A 17,308-nucleotide genomic window follows, 5' to 3' on the forward strand; every position below is an offset into this window, starting at 1 on the left:
CTTTCGCTGCAACTGCGCCAATGGCCGCTTTATCAGAACACATAGGACCACGTGAGAATGGAGAAATTTCCTCCTAGCGCGAAGCACAATGGCGTATAAAACACAGTGTCCAACCTACGGAAGGGCTGTTCAGGTGTCAGTGTGCTCCAGAAAGGTGTGCAGCCCAAAATGGCTCTTCCAAGGAACACGGCTGAAACGGCAACGCCACCGGCGATTGTGATGCTGTGCGGAAAAAGGTCGCCAATTTTCCCTAAGTCTAATGCAATCATCGCTGCAACCAACACAAGGGCGGCAACCAAAAGACTTGCCGCTGCTGGGGGCATTTTTTCAACTCCGCTAAAGCCAGCAATTGCCTGAACAAGCGCCCTTTCCTCTTTGAGTGGCCAAAGAACCCCTAATCCCCATGCGATATGAAGACCGGCGATCATCAATAGAGCTGTAAATGTGATGTAGGTGAGCGGCACCATTTCGATATTCCTTTGATTGATCGGTGTCTGACGCAGGTGAAATAATGCGCCATACAGTTGTGTATGGATTTTGGTAGTGAGTGGGCTGGCATGAGTCAATACACTTGTGTATGGTGGGCGGATGAAACCTAAGTTGAACAAACAATCATGGTTGAAACACGGTCTCTCCGAATTGTCTCAGAATGGTTCTGAGGCACTGAAAGCTGACCGATTGGCGAAATCACTAAAGGTGACACGCGGAAGTTTTTATTGGCATTTCGATGACCTAATCGACTTTCATGAGCAGCTGCTTGCGTATTGGCAGGAAATGGTGACCCAGCAAGTCATCAACGATGTTGATTTGCTCCACGACAGCCGGTCCAAGGTTCGGGAACTTGTTCATCAAGCCTTTGCAGGGGACGTTAGGTTGGAGCGCGCCATACGGTCTTGGTCGGCTCAGAACAAAATGGCATCTGACGCAACCGAGTTCGTGGATCAAAAGCGCATCGGCTATCTGGCCAAGCTTTTGATTGATGAGGGACTGTCATCGGCGACAGCAAAGGCCCGCGCGGCATTCATATACTGGGCGTATCTGGGTCAAGCCATGACACCTGCATCGAGTTCAGAGTATTTGCCGCACGCCGCTTTAGACCAAATCATTGATCTGTTTCTTATGCCAAACTCCGTCGTCGCAACGACCAAGACGGTATAGCATTGCTTTCAATCGCATGGCGGCCAAGATTGTTTTTCTCTCCCGACGGATATTCCCCAACATCCAAGCGGACGTTTACGCTTTCCGCAGCCTCCGACACTTTGGGCTCACAGCGGACTTGCGGCGGTGCAGCGTGTGGTTTTCACCCTGAACACTCTGTCGCCAGTCTGATCGGCACACCTGGTTGACTGCTGTCAGCCCGAAGGAGACGTTCCACTCCAGTACAGAAGGCAGGAAGTGAGTTGTCGCTGCAGACGCGAAGCCTCACTGCGAAGCGGACCTTCAATATGATCAGATTGCCAGAGAGCAGCGAAAGTCCGAATGGAGCTGATTGTGTTGAAAAACTCGGTGTTTGGTCAACTAGGGGCATCTTGGCAGAATACTGTCCCACTGCGGAGCCATTCTGCGAATATTGTTTACCAGACGCGCATTCAGGGAACAGTTGTTCTAAGATATGGCATCGTTTTTCTCGCGAGAGAGTTTTTCAACAGAACAGGCCCAAAACTACCATTGCTTCATGGCGCATGAATGGCAGATTTCACGTGAGTATGGCCATTGGCATTCGAACGGAGCATGCTTTCGCCATCATCTGGCTCTTACGGTTTGAAGCAAAAGTGGAAGTGGCCTAGGCCACTCCGCCTCCACCACGACACCCTGCGTCAAAAATTTTATATCAACCTGCATAGGTATCAACTAAAACGCCTAATTAATGAAACGCTTCAACTTCCTTTACATTGTCACCACTGTGACAGCCATTGCTACTGCAGCAATGGGAGGGCATTCCCTCATTCGATCTGGGCTACCTACAGCGGACGTGCTCGCAGAATTTGATTATAACCACCCCCTGATCAGGATCGCTGATTTCGAACCCGGTGATGCAGTGATCATCAAGATGGACCAGTTCCCAGTCATAGTCTGGCGGCGAGATTTCGATGATATTACGCTAGCAAAGCAACAAGAAGACACGGCACGATGGCCCGATCCGTTTTCTGTTTTTTCCGGCAAAACAGAGCCATTCCCAGCACAGGATACCAGCCTGATGGTGAACCAGGAGTGGTTCTTCGCATGGGCCCTAAATCCGAGTGGGTTTGGTTGCGTCGTGTTGACCCGAGCGGGCGATTTTGATGGTTTCTTTGATCCCTGTCGGGGCGCTCATTTTGATCTATCTGGCCGCATCCGCAAAGGCCCGTCACGTGGTAATCTAAGGATCATTTCAGCGCAGATGACTGAGGATGGCAGATACTTTCAGCTTGACCTTACTAATCCGCCGAAAGCCAGACGTTAAATTTCTCGCATATCGTCGTCTTAAGATTTCTGCCTTTATCGATACGCGGAAGTTGAGCCAAGGTGCAACGAACGCACTGCTTGTCCGCTCTGCCTCCCTTGACCTCAGGCCTGAGTGCCGATCTGGTGTGCAGGCGCGGCGAACGGCGGCTTCGAGCCCAGACTCCCCAATGCTGCGGTTGTCACGAACGTCTGCTCTCGATCAAATCCCCAGAGATTTACGCACTTCCACGAGAACGGTGCTCAAGCCAGCCTTCGGGACACCACCAAAGGCCAGCCGCAATGCCTGCGGGACCGCTGTGGTGGTTGCGTATGGCTCCGCTCCAGATACCAAAATGCGGCTTTCCCTTAATCGACTAATGATGGGCTCAGCCCGAACAGCTTGATTGAGGGGGAGCCATGCAAACCCAGCGTTGGGATGGGCCACAATGGGGATGCCTTCGAAGATGGCATTGCAAATCTGCTGACGCTCTGCTCCGTCGAGCCTTCGGTTTTCTTCGGATGCGGCCAAGGTGCCGTCCTCAATCCAGCCTGTCACCAACCCCGAGATCAACGCCGGAGCGTTCCAGGTTGTTGCACGGATCGCTTCGATCAATTGGTCTATGTGCGTCGCCGGGGCAATCACATATCCAATACGCAGACCCGTCGCGATGCACTTGGAAAACCCGCCAACGTGTATCGTCCGTTCCGGGGCCAAGGTGAGAAACGTCGGTGGTGGATCGGGTTCCAGAAACGCATAGGCGGCATCTTCGATGATAAGAAGGTCATGCTTTTGCGCGACCTCAATCAAACGACCGCGTGTTGCTTCGTCCATCACCGACCCAAGCGGATTGTGTACGGTCGGCATCAGATAGACAGCTTTGATCGGTCGCAAGCGGCACTGTCGATCGAGATCATCAGGGACCATTATGCCCTGAACCCCCTCGATTGAGGTGAGGTCTAGCCCCTGCAAGGCAACAACCGACTTGAAGCCGGGATATGTCAACGCATCAACCGCCACAATATCTCCGCGCCGAAGAAGCCCAAGGGCTGTTATCGCCAATCCATGCTGGCCTCCGGACGTCACCAAAAGACGCTCTGGTTCAACGCGACCCAAAGTGGAGTGAAGGCTTTCAGCGATGATCCGTCGTTCATGGAGCCGCCCGCCATGGGGCTGATAGCGCAGCATCGCCTCCAAATCGCCTGCCGTCGCCAGCCTTCGAAGACCGGCACGCAACGCATCAACGTCAGCGGCGTCACCCGGCATATTGAACACAAGATCGATCAAGCCATCACTGGCGGTCTGATGGATGCCCAGTGTCATGGGTAAATCGAGGTCACGCACGAAGGTGCCGCGCCCGGCCTCTCCGACAACGAGCCCCCGACGCTCCAACTCTGCATAGACGCGGGTGGCCGTCGCGAGGGCGATGTCAAACTGTTCGGCAAAGGCGCGATGCGTGGGCAGTTTGGTTCCCGGTACCAATTTGCCCGTTTGGATCGAACGGGCCATCGTATCGGCGAGGGTCAGGTATCTGGCTTTCGGCATCGTCTCACTGTATCTATGACAATTTAAAAATTGTTATATTCCTGTCTTCTTGGCATTTGGGTCTCAAGTCAATTCCCAAGGTGTTCAAATGACAAAAACGGTTTCCGCCTCGCTGCTCGCACTCGGGCTATTCACGGTGACTTTCGCAGTGAACCTACAAGCACCGCTTTATGATGTGTATGCGGCTGAAAGTAATGTTGGCGCGACGGCTGTGACGGTCGCATTTGCGGCCTATGCCGGTGGCCTTATGCCGACCCTTATGTTGCTTGGTGGGTTGTCTGATCGCATCGGTCGCCGGATACCAATTGCGATGGCTCTGCTGCTCGGAGTGGTTGCAACTGTACTTTTGGTACAGGTTCCAAGCTGGACCAGTCTCGTGATTGCGCGGCTATTTCTTGGGGTTGGAACCGGCCTCGCGACGACGGCAGGAACGGCTTACATGACCGAATTACTTGGCGAAGATCGATCCCGCAGCGCAGCACTCATTGTCACATCGGCCACCTCTCTTGGCTTTGGCGGAGGTGCGTTGGCTACTGGTATCAGTCTTGGCTTGCAAGGACCGACGCTTCTTCCTGCCAGTTACATCGCATTGATTGTCGCTGCGCCGCTGCTGGCAATCATTGCATTGGTCTTGCCCCGCGTAGATCGTCCGAAACAAGTGTCGGTCTTACGCCTGCCGGTATTTCCGAAAGGGACATGGGTGTTTGGGGTGGCCATGGCCCTGGCTTGGTCCACCACGGGCATGACAATCGCGGTGGTGCCGCTGGAGTTAGCAGCAAACGGTCTTGGCGGCTGGACGGGTCTGGTGATCTTTCTCGCGATTTTCGTAGGATTTCTCTGCCAGCCGATTGCCCGCCGTATGACTAATAGCCAATCGCTCGCCTTGGGCTTTGCGCTGATCCCACTCGGATTTTTGGTTCTCCTAGCTGGCGTCTGGCTACATCTCCTCGCCTTAGTGCTTATCGGAACATGCATCACGAGCGCTGCTAGCTATGGTTTCAGCTATCTCGCATCGCTCTCAGAGGTCTCCCTACGCGCTCCACAGGATCGCGCTCGGGCGACGGCTGGACTATTTGTTTATGCGTATTTTGGGTTTTCCCTTCCCGTGATCGCCAGTGGCGCATTGGCCGACCTGCTTGGCCTGCTGACGGCTATGACCGTATTCTCAGCCGCGCAAATTGTAGTCACAGTAATCATCGTCACTATGTGGAAATGGCAGGCCGCGAGACCCACCGTAACCGTTGAAACAGCGACCTGAAAGCTGCCGTTCGTGAAAGTGCAGCGAAATGGCGGCTCCGTCCGCACTGCTGCCCTGAGGCCGACTTTTGCGTTGAGGCGCTGAACGAGGCCATCCACCGCTTCGGACCGCCCGAAATCATGAACACCGACCAGGGCAGCCAGTTCAGTGAACAGATAAACGGATGCTGGTTCCGCCCTAGCGCTTGTCGCAGCGCCCATGGGACGTTATGTCGGCCATAACAGCCAGAGAGAACCGATATGCCCGTTTTTCTAGACGCTGCTGACGCAAATTTTGAAACCGCCTTTGTTAGGTTGCTGAATGCCAAGCGCGAAGACAGCCCGGATGTAGACGCTTTTTCCTGACGTGCAATGGCCCAGAGTTTATCGCTCAGAAGGTGCGGGATTGGATCGCGGCGGTCGGTGCCAAGACGGCCTATATCGAGCCGGGTCACCATGGGAAAACGGGTACTGCGAAAGTTTCAACGCCCGCTTCCGGGACGAGTTGCTCAACGGTGAAACCTTCTACAGCCTAAGGGAGGCGCAAGTCCTGATCGAACAATGGCGCATCCACTACAACACGATCAGACCGCACAGCGCTCTGGGCTATCGCCCACCCGCGCCGGAAAGCATCGTACCAATAGATCAGTGACCGACGATGCACTAACAATCAAACCGGACCACCCGATGGGGGCGCGCCAAGCCCGGCACCCCCATTCCCACCGATCGTCGCAAAGGCATTCGTAAGGTCCTGAATTAGGTCTTCAACGTACTCTAGGCCAATATGCAGGCGGATTACGAAACTTTCTTCGTCACCAGGCGCCGGATTGCAGAGACTAAGCGGCAGGGCAAGGCTTTCGTAGCCCCCCCAGGAGGCGCCGATACCAAACAGCGTCAGCGCTTCGACGAAAGCATCGTGTTGCTCGGTCAGCGGCGCAGCGAGGCGGAAAGCGAAGAGGCCCGAAGACCCCGTGAAGTCCCGCCGCCAGAGATCGTGACCGGCAAAGCTCTCGAGCGCTGGGTGCAGCACGGCGGCGACGTTTTCGTGCTGGTCCAGAAAGCGGGCAATCGTCACTGCGCTGCGTTCATGAGCCTCCAGACGACTTTTGAGCGTGCGCAGACCCCGGAGCGCTGTATAGCAATCGTCCGGGCTGACGCAGATGCCAAAATCGCTGTTGAGGTCGAACATCGGCCGATAGCACGCTTCGCGCGTCACCACCGCGCCCATCATCACGTCGGAATGGCCGCAGATGTATTTGGTCGCGGCCTGGATCGAGATATCGGCACCATGTTGTAGCGGCTTGAAGAAAACCCCGGCTGACCAAGTGTTGTCGACAGCCAGCAGCGCGCCCTGCGCGTGGCTGAGAGCGGCCATCGCGGGCAGGTCGATCAAGTCGAAGCTGTTCGAGCCGGGGCATTCCGCCAGCACCAACCGCGTGTTGGGGCGTAAAATATCGCGCAGGGCTTCGGTCTGGGGCGCGAAGAAGCTGAAGTCGACGCCGCGCGGCTTGAAGTAGTTTTCCGCAAGCCTGCGCACCGGCGGATAGGCAGTGTCGATGATTGCGACATGATCGCCGGGCCGTGTATAGGCAAGAAACACCGCGCCGAGGGCCGCGAGGCCTGACGGGTAGAGGAAGGCCCGGTCGCCTTGTTCCAGTTCGCACAGCGCATCCTCGAGCGCCATCGAGGAGGGGGTGCCCCTCGCGCCGTAACTGAACAGACGTTCGCCGGTTCCGCGACGCTGGCGATAATCACGCATCGTAGCCATATCGGGAAAGAGCACCGTCGAGGCGCGCACGACAGGGGGATTCACCGCATGCGGCGCCCCTTCCTGCACCTTGGCCGCGCGGATCATACGGGTGGCATCATCCATCTGCATGCTCCTTGGTGCGGATGAGCTGAAACACCGCCCGTTCCATCTGGTCGAGCTGGTCCACGAGGCCGGTTTCCCACTCGAGATAGCGGCGCGAGGCCTCAAGGTTGCCACTGTGCCGGTCATGCACGAAGAAAAGGAAATCGATCGCGTCCGCGTCCGAGGGCGTGTCGGGGTTGGCGGTGACAGGTTTGCCGGTGGCCTTCCACGCCTGCATGCCGCCCGCGAGGCAGTGGCAGTCCACTGTGGTGAGCGCCTCCAGCTCAGATGCGAACAGGTCTGCGACGCGGGGATCGTCGGCGACGAGGATCACCGGCCCGGTCAGTTCCTTTGCCACCGCAGCTGCCCTTGGGCGGATGGCCCAGACCGCACCCGGGATATGTTCCTTGCGATAGGCCATGCTGGAGCGCAGGTCGAGGATGGTGGCCGAGCCGGTCAATTGCACGACCTCATCCGGGGTGAGGGTTGGAAGGGTTCCGGCCTGGTCGGACGGGGGGGCTTTTTCTGCCAGTGTCAGGCTATCGCGGACGATAACCGCATCATGCCCCATCTGGCGGAGCCAGAAGGCCGCTGAGGCCGCGCGCACGCCGTTGTCGTCGATCAGCGCGATCCGGGCGCGGCGCATGGCGACCCATTCATCGGTGGCCTGCACAAGCTGCACCACGGGCGCGTGTACCGATCCGGGAACGTGGCTGGCGGCAAATTCTTCGCCCGAGCGGACATCGAGCAGATAGGCTTTTCCCTCGCGCCAGGCGGGCAGGTCGGCGCCGTCGATGACAGGCAGGTCATATTCCGCGATCAGCCGGTCGGCGAAGGCGGCGCTTCGCTCGAGCTGCGCGGCGGTGAGTTCCGGCAGCGCTGCGGGACTATTGTCGCGGGCCAGCTCCTTGCCGGACAAGACCCAGCCCTGCGTGCCGTTCTCCAGCGCGTAGACCGGGTTCGGGATGCCCGCGTTGATCAGGCTCTGAGCGCCGATCAGGCCACGGGTGCGCCCGGCGCAATGGATGACGATGGTCTGGTTTTCGGGTAGGTCGAGCGCCGCAAAACGATAGAGCAATTCACCATTGGGGATGCTCTGGGCGCCGGGAATTGTCATCTTGCGGTAATCGCTCGCGGGGCGACCGTCGATCAGGTGTGGCCCGTGTGCATCCTTCTGCATTGCCAAAAGCTCCGCGCTGGTGATCTGCGGCGTATGCTCGGCCAGTTCGACCAGCTCGCCCAGCACCTTGCTGGGGACGTTGACGCCTTTGAAGACGCTGTATCCCGCCTCCTGCCAGGCGGGCAGCCCGCCGGACAGGATCGACACGTCCTTGTAGCCGATCTCCCTGAGGCGCTGCGCGGCCCGTTCAGCGACACCATCGGCATCGTCGTAGAGGTAAATCTCGGTCAGCTTGTCCGGGAGAAGACGCAGCGCTAGGCGCTCGAGATGGCTGTAGGGGCAGTTCGAGGCGAACAGCAGGTGGCCTTCGCCATATTGGCCGTGCTCGCGGACGTCGAGAAGCCCGATCCGGGCCTGGGCGTCGAGTCTGCCTTTGAGGGCTGCTGCGGAAACGGATCCGATCATTTGTCTGCCTTTCGTGTCTGTACGCCGACGTCCATCGTCCAGCATGTGCCTGCCTCCGGGTCGAACATCACCCGTTCGGAGAGGGTTTCGAGAGCCCGGCCATAAAAGTGCAGATGCCGGATAACAGCGTCGCCGGGGATGAAGACGGAATGGATGTCGTCGGGGAGCATGCCGATAGCGGTTCCCGGCTCGATGGAGACCTCGCGGGCTTTCTCCACCGTGGCGCGGCCCGGTTCCGTGCCGTCATCCGTGAGGGTCCAGAGGGTGTTGAGCTCGGTGCCTTCGACCGCGGCAACGCAGGCCCAGGTGGTGTGGTTGTGCGGCGGGATGCGTTTGCCCGGACGCATGATGTTGAGGTAGAGTGCATAGGTCTTGCCCGCATCTTGGGCGATCAGGTAGCGCGCCTGCTGGCTGTCGTCGTCCGGCGGTGGAAATTGATCCTCCGACCACAGCGCGGTCTGACCGGCAATCTCCCGCAGGCTCTCGGCAATTGCGCTGATGGAGCCACGGGTGACGCCCTGCCTATCGATGCGTTCGCGCGCGCTCTTGCGCAGGGCGTCAACGAGTTGGCTGCGTTGCTGAGAGTGATCGGTCATCGGTTGTACTCCTTTGATAGTGACGTCAGCCGGGCTCAGAGCAGCGCGACATGCGCTTCTGTCGGCATCCGGGTTTCGCCATTGATCGGAATGAGGTCCTGCGGGCAGGCCGAGAGGACGAGGACTATGTCGCGTTCGGCGCGGAACGCAACATAGTCGCCGGGGCGGGTGACCGGGGGCTTGCGCGCAAACCCGCCATCCGCGCCGACCGGGTAGTTCATGAAGAGGTTAAGAGGGGCGGGCGTGTGGGGCGAGGACAGCCCCACTTCGGCCAGAGCCGCGTGCAGGTTATCCTCGCAATTGTCGTGATACTCGGTGCAGCCCATGCGCTTGTAGATCGGCAGGGAGCAGCAACACATCAGAATGTCATGGACCCCCGGCGAGGTGTCTTCCAGCACCGTCAGCATCGGCTGATAGTGGTTGTCAACGAGCGTGTCGCAGGTGCGGATGTGAATGCGGCTGATATAGGACCGGGTGTGCGCCATCGACAGAAAAGTGGAACTGTCGCCGGTGGCAAAAGCCCAGGTGTCGAGCACCTGAGTGCCATGGGTGTTGATGACCCGGAAGTCCTGACCAGCGGCGACATGGATCGCCTTGCCGCGTCGGGCGGGAACGGTATGGTCTTGGCGGCTCATGATTGGCGTGCTCCTTTGTTCTGGGATTCTGCTGTCATTTCGAGTGGGCTCCTCCGGCGCCGAACGGGAAATCCTGCGCGCCGAGTTTCAGCGACAATGTGCGTGAGGCCTCGAAGAGTTGCTCGCGCAGCTTATCGAGATCCTCGGTTTCGAAAAGCGTCTCCGGCAGCACGACGCCGAGGGCCAGCGGCACTTCGTTCTTTGCGTCGAAAACTGGCACCGCCAGTGCCGCCAGGCCGGGGGCGCTCTCGCCGCGGGTGACAGAGCAGCCAGACTTGCGGATATCGGCAAGCACGGCTTCGAGACGGTCGCGGCGCGTGATGGTTTTTTCCGTGAGCGGGCGTAGGTCGAGCGTGTCCAGCAATTCTTGCCGCTGCGCTTCGGGTAGCCAGGCCAGCAGGACCTTGCCAGCCGAGGTTCCGTGGATTGGCAGGCGGCTTCCAACGCGCCAGCGACCGTCGATGTAATGCGGACCTTCGACCGCCATGATGTGCAGCACATGGGTGCTTCGCAGCACGCTGAGGGTGGCGGAGTGGCCGTTGGCATTCGCGAGCTGGCGCATCAGCGGCAGTGCGTCGCGCGCCTGCTGCGAGCGGACAATATACCGGGTGCCAAGCTCAAAGGCCTCGACGCCGACAGAATAGCGCCGCGTCGCGGAATTCTGCTCCACCATGCCCGCATTGCGCAGGGTGCTGAGGATCTTCGAGACGTGGCTTTTCTTCAAATCGACCAGCTCGACGACTTCGTTCACGGACAGGTCGTTGTCGGCCTCGATAAAGACCTTCAGGACGTTCAATGCGGTTTCCAGGGACTTCAAGAAAGATCCTCCAATATCTGGATCGCGTAAATATCGGAGCGTCGGGAGGCCATATGGCTTTGTCCGGCGCCCCGGGAGGGGCCGAGGGGAATGTCGGCGACCAGCAGGTCGGTTGTGCCGACCGGGGCCGGACCGGCGGCGACATCTCCGGTACCAGCGATAATGCAGCTGTTGCCGAGGAACGTGAGGTCCGCCTCCTGCCCGACGCGGTCGGCGACGATCACCGGGATCTCGTTCATGCAGGCGGTGGTGCGGGCGACGTGAAACCCCATCGCCTGCCCATAAGGGTCCAGCGGTGCTTTCATCCGTGGGTTTCCTGCCCAATTGGCCGGGCAGGCGATGAGCTGCACGCCCGCCAGCGCCAGCGCCCGGCTCAACTCGGGAAACCACAGGTCGTAGCAGATCATGAGGCCGATCCGACCGGCGGGGGTGTCGACGACGACTGCGCGGTTGCCGGGGCGATAGAGGCTGCGCTCACTGTTCCAGAGGTGCAGCTTGCGGTAGGTCGAGACCTCCCCATCCGGGGCAATCACGACGGCGCTATCATAAAGCCCGTCGTCGGCCGCTTCGATGAGGCCCGCAACGAGGGTCAGGCCATGCTGTGCCGCGCGTGCGCGCCAGGCCGCGATCGCGGGTCCGTCGATCGAGGTCGCATGCTGTGCGGCGGCCTCGGTATCGGCGAAGACATAACCGCTGAGGCAGCATTCGGGCAAAACCAGCAGCTCTGCCCGCGCTGCCGCGGCCCGGTCGATCCAGTCGAGACTGGCTGCAAGATTGGCCTGTGTGTCGCCCAGGGCCGGGGCATATTGCGCCGCCGCGACTCTGATGGTTTTACTGCTCATGCCATGTGTCCCATTCCAGCCCCACAAAACCGACCCGATCGCCGGAATGCACCACGGGGTCGTTGCGGATGCCGATAACCTGCACGTCCTGCGCAAAAGTGATGGTTTCGATGGTCTTGCCCGCCACGTCCTGAATGAGACCGAGCGGCTGGCCTGCGGGCAGAGTGGTGCCCGCCGCCGCCTGCTGGCGGAAAAAACCGCCCTGACGGCTGAAGACATGAGTGCGGCGCGTGACGCGCCGGACCGGGGCGGGCTTCGTCTTATTCGCGGGCAACATCCCCAGATGCGCCGCGAGACGTCTGAGCCCCTCGACGCCGGAGCGGATATGCTCGGGCTGCTGCTGACTGCCCGCGCCAAGCTCGACCATAAAGGCCAGTTTGCCATGCTTCAGACACTGGTAGTCGAGCGCTCCGGCATTGTTGCCCGGCAGTTCCGCTGCCGATGCCACAGACATGCGGCAGGCCACAAAAGGCGAGAATTGCGCGACGGCGCCGAGGATTTCATCCTCGCTCGCGGCACCGTCTCCGGCGTCCTTATAGACCGCGTAGGGCATGCTGGAGAACAGCGGGTTCATCGTGTGGAAATTGACCACCGCGTCCGCGCATTGGCGAATGCCGTCGAACACCGCATGGGCCAGCAGCTGGGCTAGCATACCTGCGTCGTCGCCCGGAAAGCTCTGGTCGAGGTCCTGTTCGTCCTGCGGCACGCGCTTGCGTCGCGCGTCGAGCGCGGTGGGGTTCGATACCGGCGTGGCCACCACCGTGCCCGCCAGCGTGTCGCAATCGAGCCCGGCCATGAAGTCAGAGATCGCGAGGATACCGTTGATCTCGTCGCCGTGGACCGCACCGTTCAGCCACAGGACCGGCCCTTCGCTGCGGCCTTTCGCCAACAGGAGCGGCAGGGCGATGGGCTGGCCGCTGGCCATTGTGCCGACCTGCAGGGTCGAATGGGTGAATTCGCCTGGCGCTGCGCGTTCGATCTGCTCGGACGCGGCAGCAAGGCGTTGAGTTTCGGGTGTCAATGGCAGGTTCATAACGGAGTGCTTTCGTTCTGGAAAAGAGGGGCTCAGGCGTCCACCGGCTCGCCACCGAGAAAGGCCGCCCTGATTTTGGGGTCGCTCATCACCTCGCGGGCCGGGCCTTCGATCAGCTTGGTTCCAAGGTCCAGCACCACCGCGCTGTCGGAAACAAGGAGCGAGCCCACGACATTCTGCTCGGCCATGATCACGGTCACACCGGCATCGCGCAGCTGGGCGACGTTATCGAACACGTCCTGCTGCATCTTTGGCGACAGACCCAGCGAGGGTTCGTCGAGCAGCAGCAGCACCGGGTCGGTTTCCAGCACCATGGCGGTTTCCAGCACCTGCTGTTCGCCGCCGCTGAGATTGCCGGCCATCGTCCTGAGTTTGCGGCCCAGCATCGGGAACAGGTCGATCACCCGGTCCTGAGCCGCTGCCTTGTCGCCTTTGGCGAGCGTATAAGCGCCCATTTCGAGGTTCTCGCGCACTGTCATCTGCGGGAAGTTGCAGCGCCCCTGCGGCACGATGCCGATACCTGCGCGCATGCATTCGCCGGGGCTTTTGCCCTGCATCGGCTGACCCTGGAAAATGATCTCGCCGCTGAACCATTTCGACAGGCCGAAGAGCGACTTCAGCAGGGTGGATTTCCCCGCGCCATTGCCGCCTAGAAGGCTCCATATCGTCTGCTTCTGCACATCGAGCGAAAAATCCCGCACGATCGGGTCATCGAGATAACCGACTGCAAGGCTGCGAAGGGACAGGATTGGGTCAGACATGTAGAGCCTCCTCTTCTGCATATTCAGCGTAATTGCCCAGGTAAGCCTCGAGCACGCGCGGGTCGTTGCGGATGACGTCGGGTGGCCCTTCTGTCAGGAGACGGCCCTGTTCGAGCACGATCACCTTGCCGCAATGGCGCATGATGAAATCGACATTATGCTCGATCAGCAGAAAGGTCTGGCCCTGCGCGTTAAGCGTATCTATCAGCTCGGAGATCCGGCGGATCACCGTCGGGTTCACGCCCGCCAGCGGCTCGTCGAGGATGATAAGGCGTGGCCGACCCATCAGGCACATGGCAAAGGCCACCAGCTTGCGCTGGCCATAGGACAGGATACCGGCGGGCGCGTCGGCATATTTCTCGATGCCCACCAGCGAGAGATGCGACAGAGCCTCTTCGCGCAACTCCGCCTCGTGCTGCGTAACGTACGGCAGTTTCAGGACCTGCTCGACCCATGTGAAGCGGCGCAGGCTGCGGGCGGCGACGACGAGGTTATCGGTCACCGACATCCCCTCGTAGATACGCACGTTCTGGAAGGTGCGCACCATTCCCCCCGCGGCCAGTTGCTCGGGGCGCCAGCCCGTCACCTCGCGTCCGTCGAAGTTGACGCGGCCACCGTCCGGCCGGGCGAACCCGGTCAGGCAGTCGATGGTGGTGGATTTCCCGGATCCGTTGGGCCCGATCAGGCCGACGATGCTGCCGGGCAGGACGTCGAAGCTGACATCGTCCACTGCGGTGACGCCTGCGAAGGTCTTGGTCAGGTTGGAGACCTGCAGCATGGGAGGGTGAGTCTCGTTGGTTATAGGGTTGGTCACGGGCGGACCTCCTTTCTCCAGCGTTTCAGGTTGGCCTCGCGCAGGTAGCCGCCAAAGCCGCCCGGCAGCACCAGCGCCGCGCCCACAAGCACCGCACCGAACATCACCAGCCGAAGCTCCGGGTCGAAGCGCAGCAATTCGGGCACTGCGGTCAGGACAAAGGCGGCAACGATCACGGTCCAGAAGTTTCCGGCCCCGCCGAGGATCACGATGATCAGCAGCATCTCGCTGTAATAGGTGTCAAAGATCGACGGATCGACGATGCCGAGGTGAAAGATGTAGAGACCGCCGGTCATGCCGCTAAACGCAGCCGCCACCGAGAAGGCCAGAAGCTGGTAATGCTTCACATTGATCCCTTGCGAGCGGGCCAGCGCCTCGTTCTGGTTGGTCGCGAGCAGGATGCGGCCGATGGGAGAGCGGATCAGCGCGAAGATGACCCCCAGTGCCAGCGCCGCGAAGCCGAGCATGATGCAATAGAAGGTCAGCGGATCGTGCCCGTCGAGCAGCAGCTTGTCGCCGATGGTGATGGAGGGCGCAGGCAGGCCGGGAATGCCGAGTGGTCCACGGGTCACATCGATCCAGCTGCGGGAGAGCAGTGTCGCCAGCAGGGTAAAGCTGAGCGATACGATCACGAAGGAGGCGCGCGAGACGCGCAGCGCCGGGATGCCGACGAGGATCGCGAGCACGCCGGTAAAGGCGCCGCCCACGACAAAGGCGAGCCAGGGCGAGAGGCCGTAATCCGCCGCCGCGATCGCCGCAACATAGGCGCCTACGCCCCAGAAACCGATCTGCGCGAAGGACAGCAGCCCGGTGAAGCCGAAGATCAGGTTCAGCGAGGTTGCAAGGACGGCAAAGGCCAGCGCCAGCGATCCGACATTGAGCACATAGCTTGAACCCGTCAGGGTCGGGGCAAGAGCGAGGATCGCCACGCAGACGCACCAGCGTGCATCTGGAGAGAAAGACCTGGTAGCGCGGCCACCGTTTAATGCGCGCGTCATCATACCCGTACTCCTTTGCCGAAAAGCCCTTCGGGGCGGGCCATCAGGATGGCGATCATCGCGAGGAAGGCCACCGCATCCTGTAGCGCGACGGAGCCGAAGCCGCCGACGAGGCTCTCGGTCACGCCGATCAGTACCGCAGCGAGCACCGCACCGGGGATGTGGCCGAGACCGCCGATGATGACGATTGCGAAGGCCTTGAAGAGAATAGGAATACCCATCGCCGGATGTACCGTGAATACCGGCGCGAGCGAGGCCCCGGCAAGCCCGGCGAGCCCGATTCCGAGGCTGACGGCGGTGCCGGCAATGACCGCAGGCCGGATCCCGACCATAAACGCGGCCTCGCGGTTCTGAGCAAAGGCGCGCATCGCCTTGCCGATCCGGCTGTGCTGCAGCAGCAGGTAAAGGCCCCCCATCGCCAGCGCGCTCAGCCCGATGGTCAGCAGCCGCATCAGGTCCATCCTGAGGCCGCCCATGTTCAGATAGATAAAGCTGAATTCGGTGTCGACGACGCGCGGCTGGGCGCCGAACAGATAGGTGATCCCGTTCTGCAGCACCATGCCGATGCCGATGGTCAGGATGATGCCGCGCTCGAATTCGCCCTGCCGGAGATGGCGCAGAACTGTCGCGTATAGCAACAGTCCGGTCACCGCCACCGCGAGCGTGGCGAGCAACACGGCGGGAAAATACCCCAGACCCAAAACGGTGACGCCAGTCAGCATCATCGTTGCGCCCAGCATATAGACCTGCCCATGCGCGAAATTTACGATTTCCATCACGCCGAAGATGAGTGACAGGCCAACAGCGATAAGCGCATAGGTCAGTCCGATCACGACGCCATTCAGTACCAGTTGACTAATGAAAAGCCAGGTCAAGGTGTTTACCTCCCTAAAGTTCGATTTAAGAAGGAGAGGCCGGAGCCCCTCCTCTGGCGAACGTGCGGATCAGGTGTCCGACTGCGCTTCGATGACGACTTCGGAGCCGTCGACGCGCAGGATGATGGCGGCGTTATGGGCCTGGTTGTTCTCGTCAAAGGCAATCGTGCGGCCGGTCAGAGAGGTGTATTCCGTCGTCTCTAGTGCGGCGCGGATCGCGGTGCGGTCGCTCGATCCGGCACGTTTGACCGCATCGGCGATGATCTTCACCGCCTCATAGGCTTCGAAGCTCTGGTAGTTGGGCAGTTCGCCATACTTCGCTTCAAACGCCTCGACAAAGGCCTGGTTTTCGGGCGTGTCCAGATCGGCGGCGTAGGGGAAGACGCTTGTCGCCCCGTCGATTGCGCCCGAGGCAACCACCGTGTCGCGGATCTCATCAAAGGCGATCCGACCGGTGAGATGCGCAGGCAGGCCCATACCGCGGAACTGGCGCAGGAAGTTGAGTTCGTCCGCGCCGACAGCATATAGCGCGATGGCATCGGGGGCGGTATTGGCCAGCCGGGTCAGAAGCGTGGTGAAATCCGGCGTGTTCTGCTGAAAGAAATCGGCCGAAATGACTTCGACGCCTTTCGCCTCAAGGGCCGCGGCGATCGCCTCATGGCCGCCGCGGCCGTAATCTGTGTCCTCGCCGACAAATGCGACAGTGCCGATATCGCCACTGGAGGCGATGTAATTGGCCATCGCCACGGCAAGCCCCACGTCGGAGGGGTTGATACGGAAGGTCCAATCATTGCCGCCGACACCGGATTTCTCGGTGATGACCTTGGAGGTCGAGACCGCGACGACCAGCGGAACCTCTTCGCGTTTCACCATCGGCATGATCGCAAGCGTGACCGAACTGCACAGGGCGCCGATAATCGCCACAGGATCGTTCTGAAGCAGGTTTTCTACACTGGTCACACCCTGTGAGGGGTTGCATTGATTGTCCTGAGCATCGAGCGCAAGTGCTTGGCCATCGACTCCGCCAGCGGCGTTCAGTTCAGCGATGGCCAGTTCTGCGCCCCACTTCTCGTGCTGGCCCAATGCGGCGACGCCGCCAGACAGCGGGGTGCTGAGGCCGATCCGCAGATCCTCTGCGAGGGCAGGGCTGAGGCCAAGGCCAAGCCCGGTGAAGGTCGCCGCAAGGGCAATAGTCTTCAGTTCCATTGTTCGTCTCCCTGTAGTTTCCTATTTGGAAATTCAATTTCCTATTTGTCAACTATCGTAGGCACGTTATAGCTCGCCTGTCAAACGGCAC

The 17,308-nt window shown here is 60.2% G+C and carries 17 protein-coding genes and 1 pseudogene; 4 read left to right on the forward strand and 14 right to left on the reverse strand.

The annotated features are described in order from the left end of the window. Positions 1 to 32: 32 nt before the first annotated feature. Positions 33 to 467: a DUF3995 domain-containing protein gene (locus N1037_06025; protein UWS80574.1), complete on the reverse strand. Its 435-nt coding sequence runs from the start codon at positions 465 to 467 to the stop codon at positions 33 to 35. Positions 468 to 600: 133 nt separating this feature from the next. Here N1037_06025 and N1037_06030 point away from each other — a divergent pair, with 133 nt between their 5' ends. Both N1037_06030 and N1037_06035 read left to right on the forward strand, forming a co-directional pair. Further along, positions 601 to 1,158: a TetR/AcrR family transcriptional regulator gene (locus N1037_06030; GenBank protein UWS80575.1), complete on the forward strand. Its 558-nt coding sequence runs from the start codon at positions 601 to 603 to the stop codon at positions 1,156 to 1,158. A gap of 709 nt (positions 1,159 to 1,867) precedes the next feature. Then, the gene (locus N1037_06035; GenBank protein ID UWS80576.1) at positions 1,868 to 2,443 is read left to right on the forward strand and encodes a hypothetical protein; all 576 of its coding nucleotides are present in this window, start codon (positions 1,868 to 1,870) and stop codon (positions 2,441 to 2,443) included. 201 nt (positions 2,444 to 2,644) lie between these two features. On the opposite strand, the gene N1037_06040 is transcribed toward N1037_06035, so the two are convergent. Further along, positions 2,645 to 3,967 carry a PLP-dependent aminotransferase family protein gene (locus N1037_06040; GenBank protein UWS80577.1) on the reverse strand — a complete coding sequence of 441 codons (1,323 nt, stop codon included), beginning with the start codon at positions 3,965 to 3,967 and terminating at the stop codon, positions 2,645 to 2,647. An 88-nt stretch (positions 3,968 to 4,055) separates the two neighbouring features. On the opposite strand from N1037_06040, the gene N1037_06045 reads away from it, so the two are divergent. Together N1037_06045 and N1037_06050 are read left to right on the forward strand one after the other, a co-directional pair. Further along, entirely contained in the window at positions 4,056 to 5,225 is a 1,170-nt protein-coding gene (locus N1037_06045) for an MFS transporter (protein UWS80578.1), read from the forward strand. 343 nt (positions 5,226 to 5,568) lie between these two features. Next, a pseudogene (locus N1037_06050) lies at positions 5,569 to 5,855 on the forward strand (transposase). 18 nt (positions 5,856 to 5,873) lie between these two features. On the opposite strand, the gene metC reads toward N1037_06050, so the two are convergent. The 12 genes from metC to N1037_06110 form a co-directional block, all read right to left on the reverse strand. Then, complete coding sequence (metC, locus tag N1037_06055) at positions 5,874 to 7,076, reverse strand: cystathionine beta-lyase (GenBank protein UWS80579.1); 1,203 nt, start codon at positions 7,074 to 7,076, stop codon at positions 5,874 to 5,876. After that, positions 7,069 to 8,640 (reverse strand): rhodanese-like domain-containing protein, encoded by a 1,572-nt coding sequence (locus tag N1037_06060; GenBank protein ID UWS80580.1) that lies wholly within the window; start codon positions 8,638 to 8,640, stop codon positions 7,069 to 7,071. The genes metC and N1037_06060 overlap by 8 nt, the downstream gene beginning before the upstream one ends. Beyond that, a complete protein-coding gene (locus N1037_06065; protein ID UWS80581.1) occupies positions 8,637 to 9,236 on the reverse strand; it encodes a cysteine dioxygenase family protein in 600 nt (199 codons plus the stop codon). Before N1037_06065 ends, N1037_06060 begins: the two co-directional genes overlap by 4 nt. Positions 9,237 to 9,271: 35 nt before the next feature. Beyond that, on the reverse strand, positions 9,272 to 9,871 hold the full coding sequence (locus N1037_06070; GenBank protein ID UWS80582.1) for an urea carboxylase-associated family protein: 600 nt from the start codon (positions 9,869 to 9,871) through the stop codon (positions 9,272 to 9,274). Positions 9,872 to 9,905: 34 nt separating this feature from the next. Further along, positions 9,906 to 10,688 carry an IclR family transcriptional regulator gene (locus tag N1037_06075; protein ID UWS80583.1) on the reverse strand — a complete coding sequence of 261 codons (783 nt, stop codon included), beginning with the start codon at positions 10,686 to 10,688 and terminating at the stop codon, positions 9,906 to 9,908. Beyond that, positions 10,685 to 11,530 (reverse strand): hypothetical protein, encoded by an 846-nt coding sequence (locus N1037_06080; protein UWS80584.1) that lies wholly within the window; start codon positions 11,528 to 11,530, stop codon positions 10,685 to 10,687. The genes N1037_06075 and N1037_06080 overlap by 4 nt, the downstream gene beginning before the upstream one ends. Beyond that, positions 11,520 to 12,563 (reverse strand): M14 family metallopeptidase, encoded by a 1,044-nt coding sequence (locus N1037_06085; GenBank protein UWS80585.1) that lies wholly within the window; start codon positions 12,561 to 12,563, stop codon positions 11,520 to 11,522. Before N1037_06085 ends, N1037_06080 begins: the two co-directional genes overlap by 11 nt. 32 nt (positions 12,564 to 12,595) lie before the next feature. Beyond that, positions 12,596 to 13,324: an ABC transporter ATP-binding protein gene (locus N1037_06090; GenBank protein ID UWS80586.1), complete on the reverse strand. Its 729-nt coding sequence runs from the start codon at positions 13,322 to 13,324 to the stop codon at positions 12,596 to 12,598. Then, on the reverse strand, positions 13,317 to 14,138 hold the full coding sequence (locus tag N1037_06095; GenBank protein UWS80587.1) for an ABC transporter ATP-binding protein: 822 nt from the start codon (positions 14,136 to 14,138) through the stop codon (positions 13,317 to 13,319). The genes N1037_06090 and N1037_06095 overlap by 8 nt, the downstream gene beginning before the upstream one ends. Next, on the reverse strand, positions 14,135 to 15,139 hold the full coding sequence (locus tag N1037_06100) for a branched-chain amino acid ABC transporter permease (protein UWS80588.1): 1,005 nt from the start codon (positions 15,137 to 15,139) through the stop codon (positions 14,135 to 14,137). Before N1037_06100 ends, N1037_06095 begins: the two co-directional genes overlap by 4 nt. Further along, positions 15,136 to 16,011 (reverse strand): branched-chain amino acid ABC transporter permease, encoded by an 876-nt coding sequence (locus N1037_06105; protein ID UWS80589.1) that lies wholly within the window; start codon positions 16,009 to 16,011, stop codon positions 15,136 to 15,138. Before N1037_06105 ends, N1037_06100 begins: the two co-directional genes overlap by 4 nt. A 69-nt stretch (positions 16,012 to 16,080) precedes the next feature. After that, complete coding sequence (locus N1037_06110) at positions 16,081 to 17,217, reverse strand: ABC transporter substrate-binding protein (GenBank protein UWS80590.1); 1,137 nt, start codon at positions 17,215 to 17,217, stop codon at positions 16,081 to 16,083. Between the last annotated feature and the right edge of the window lie 91 nt (positions 17,218 to 17,308).

The sequence above is a fragment of the Phaeobacter sp. G2 genome (genome assembly GCA_025163595.1).
Lineage (GTDB): Bacteria > Pseudomonadota > Alphaproteobacteria > Rhodobacterales > Rhodobacteraceae > Pseudophaeobacter.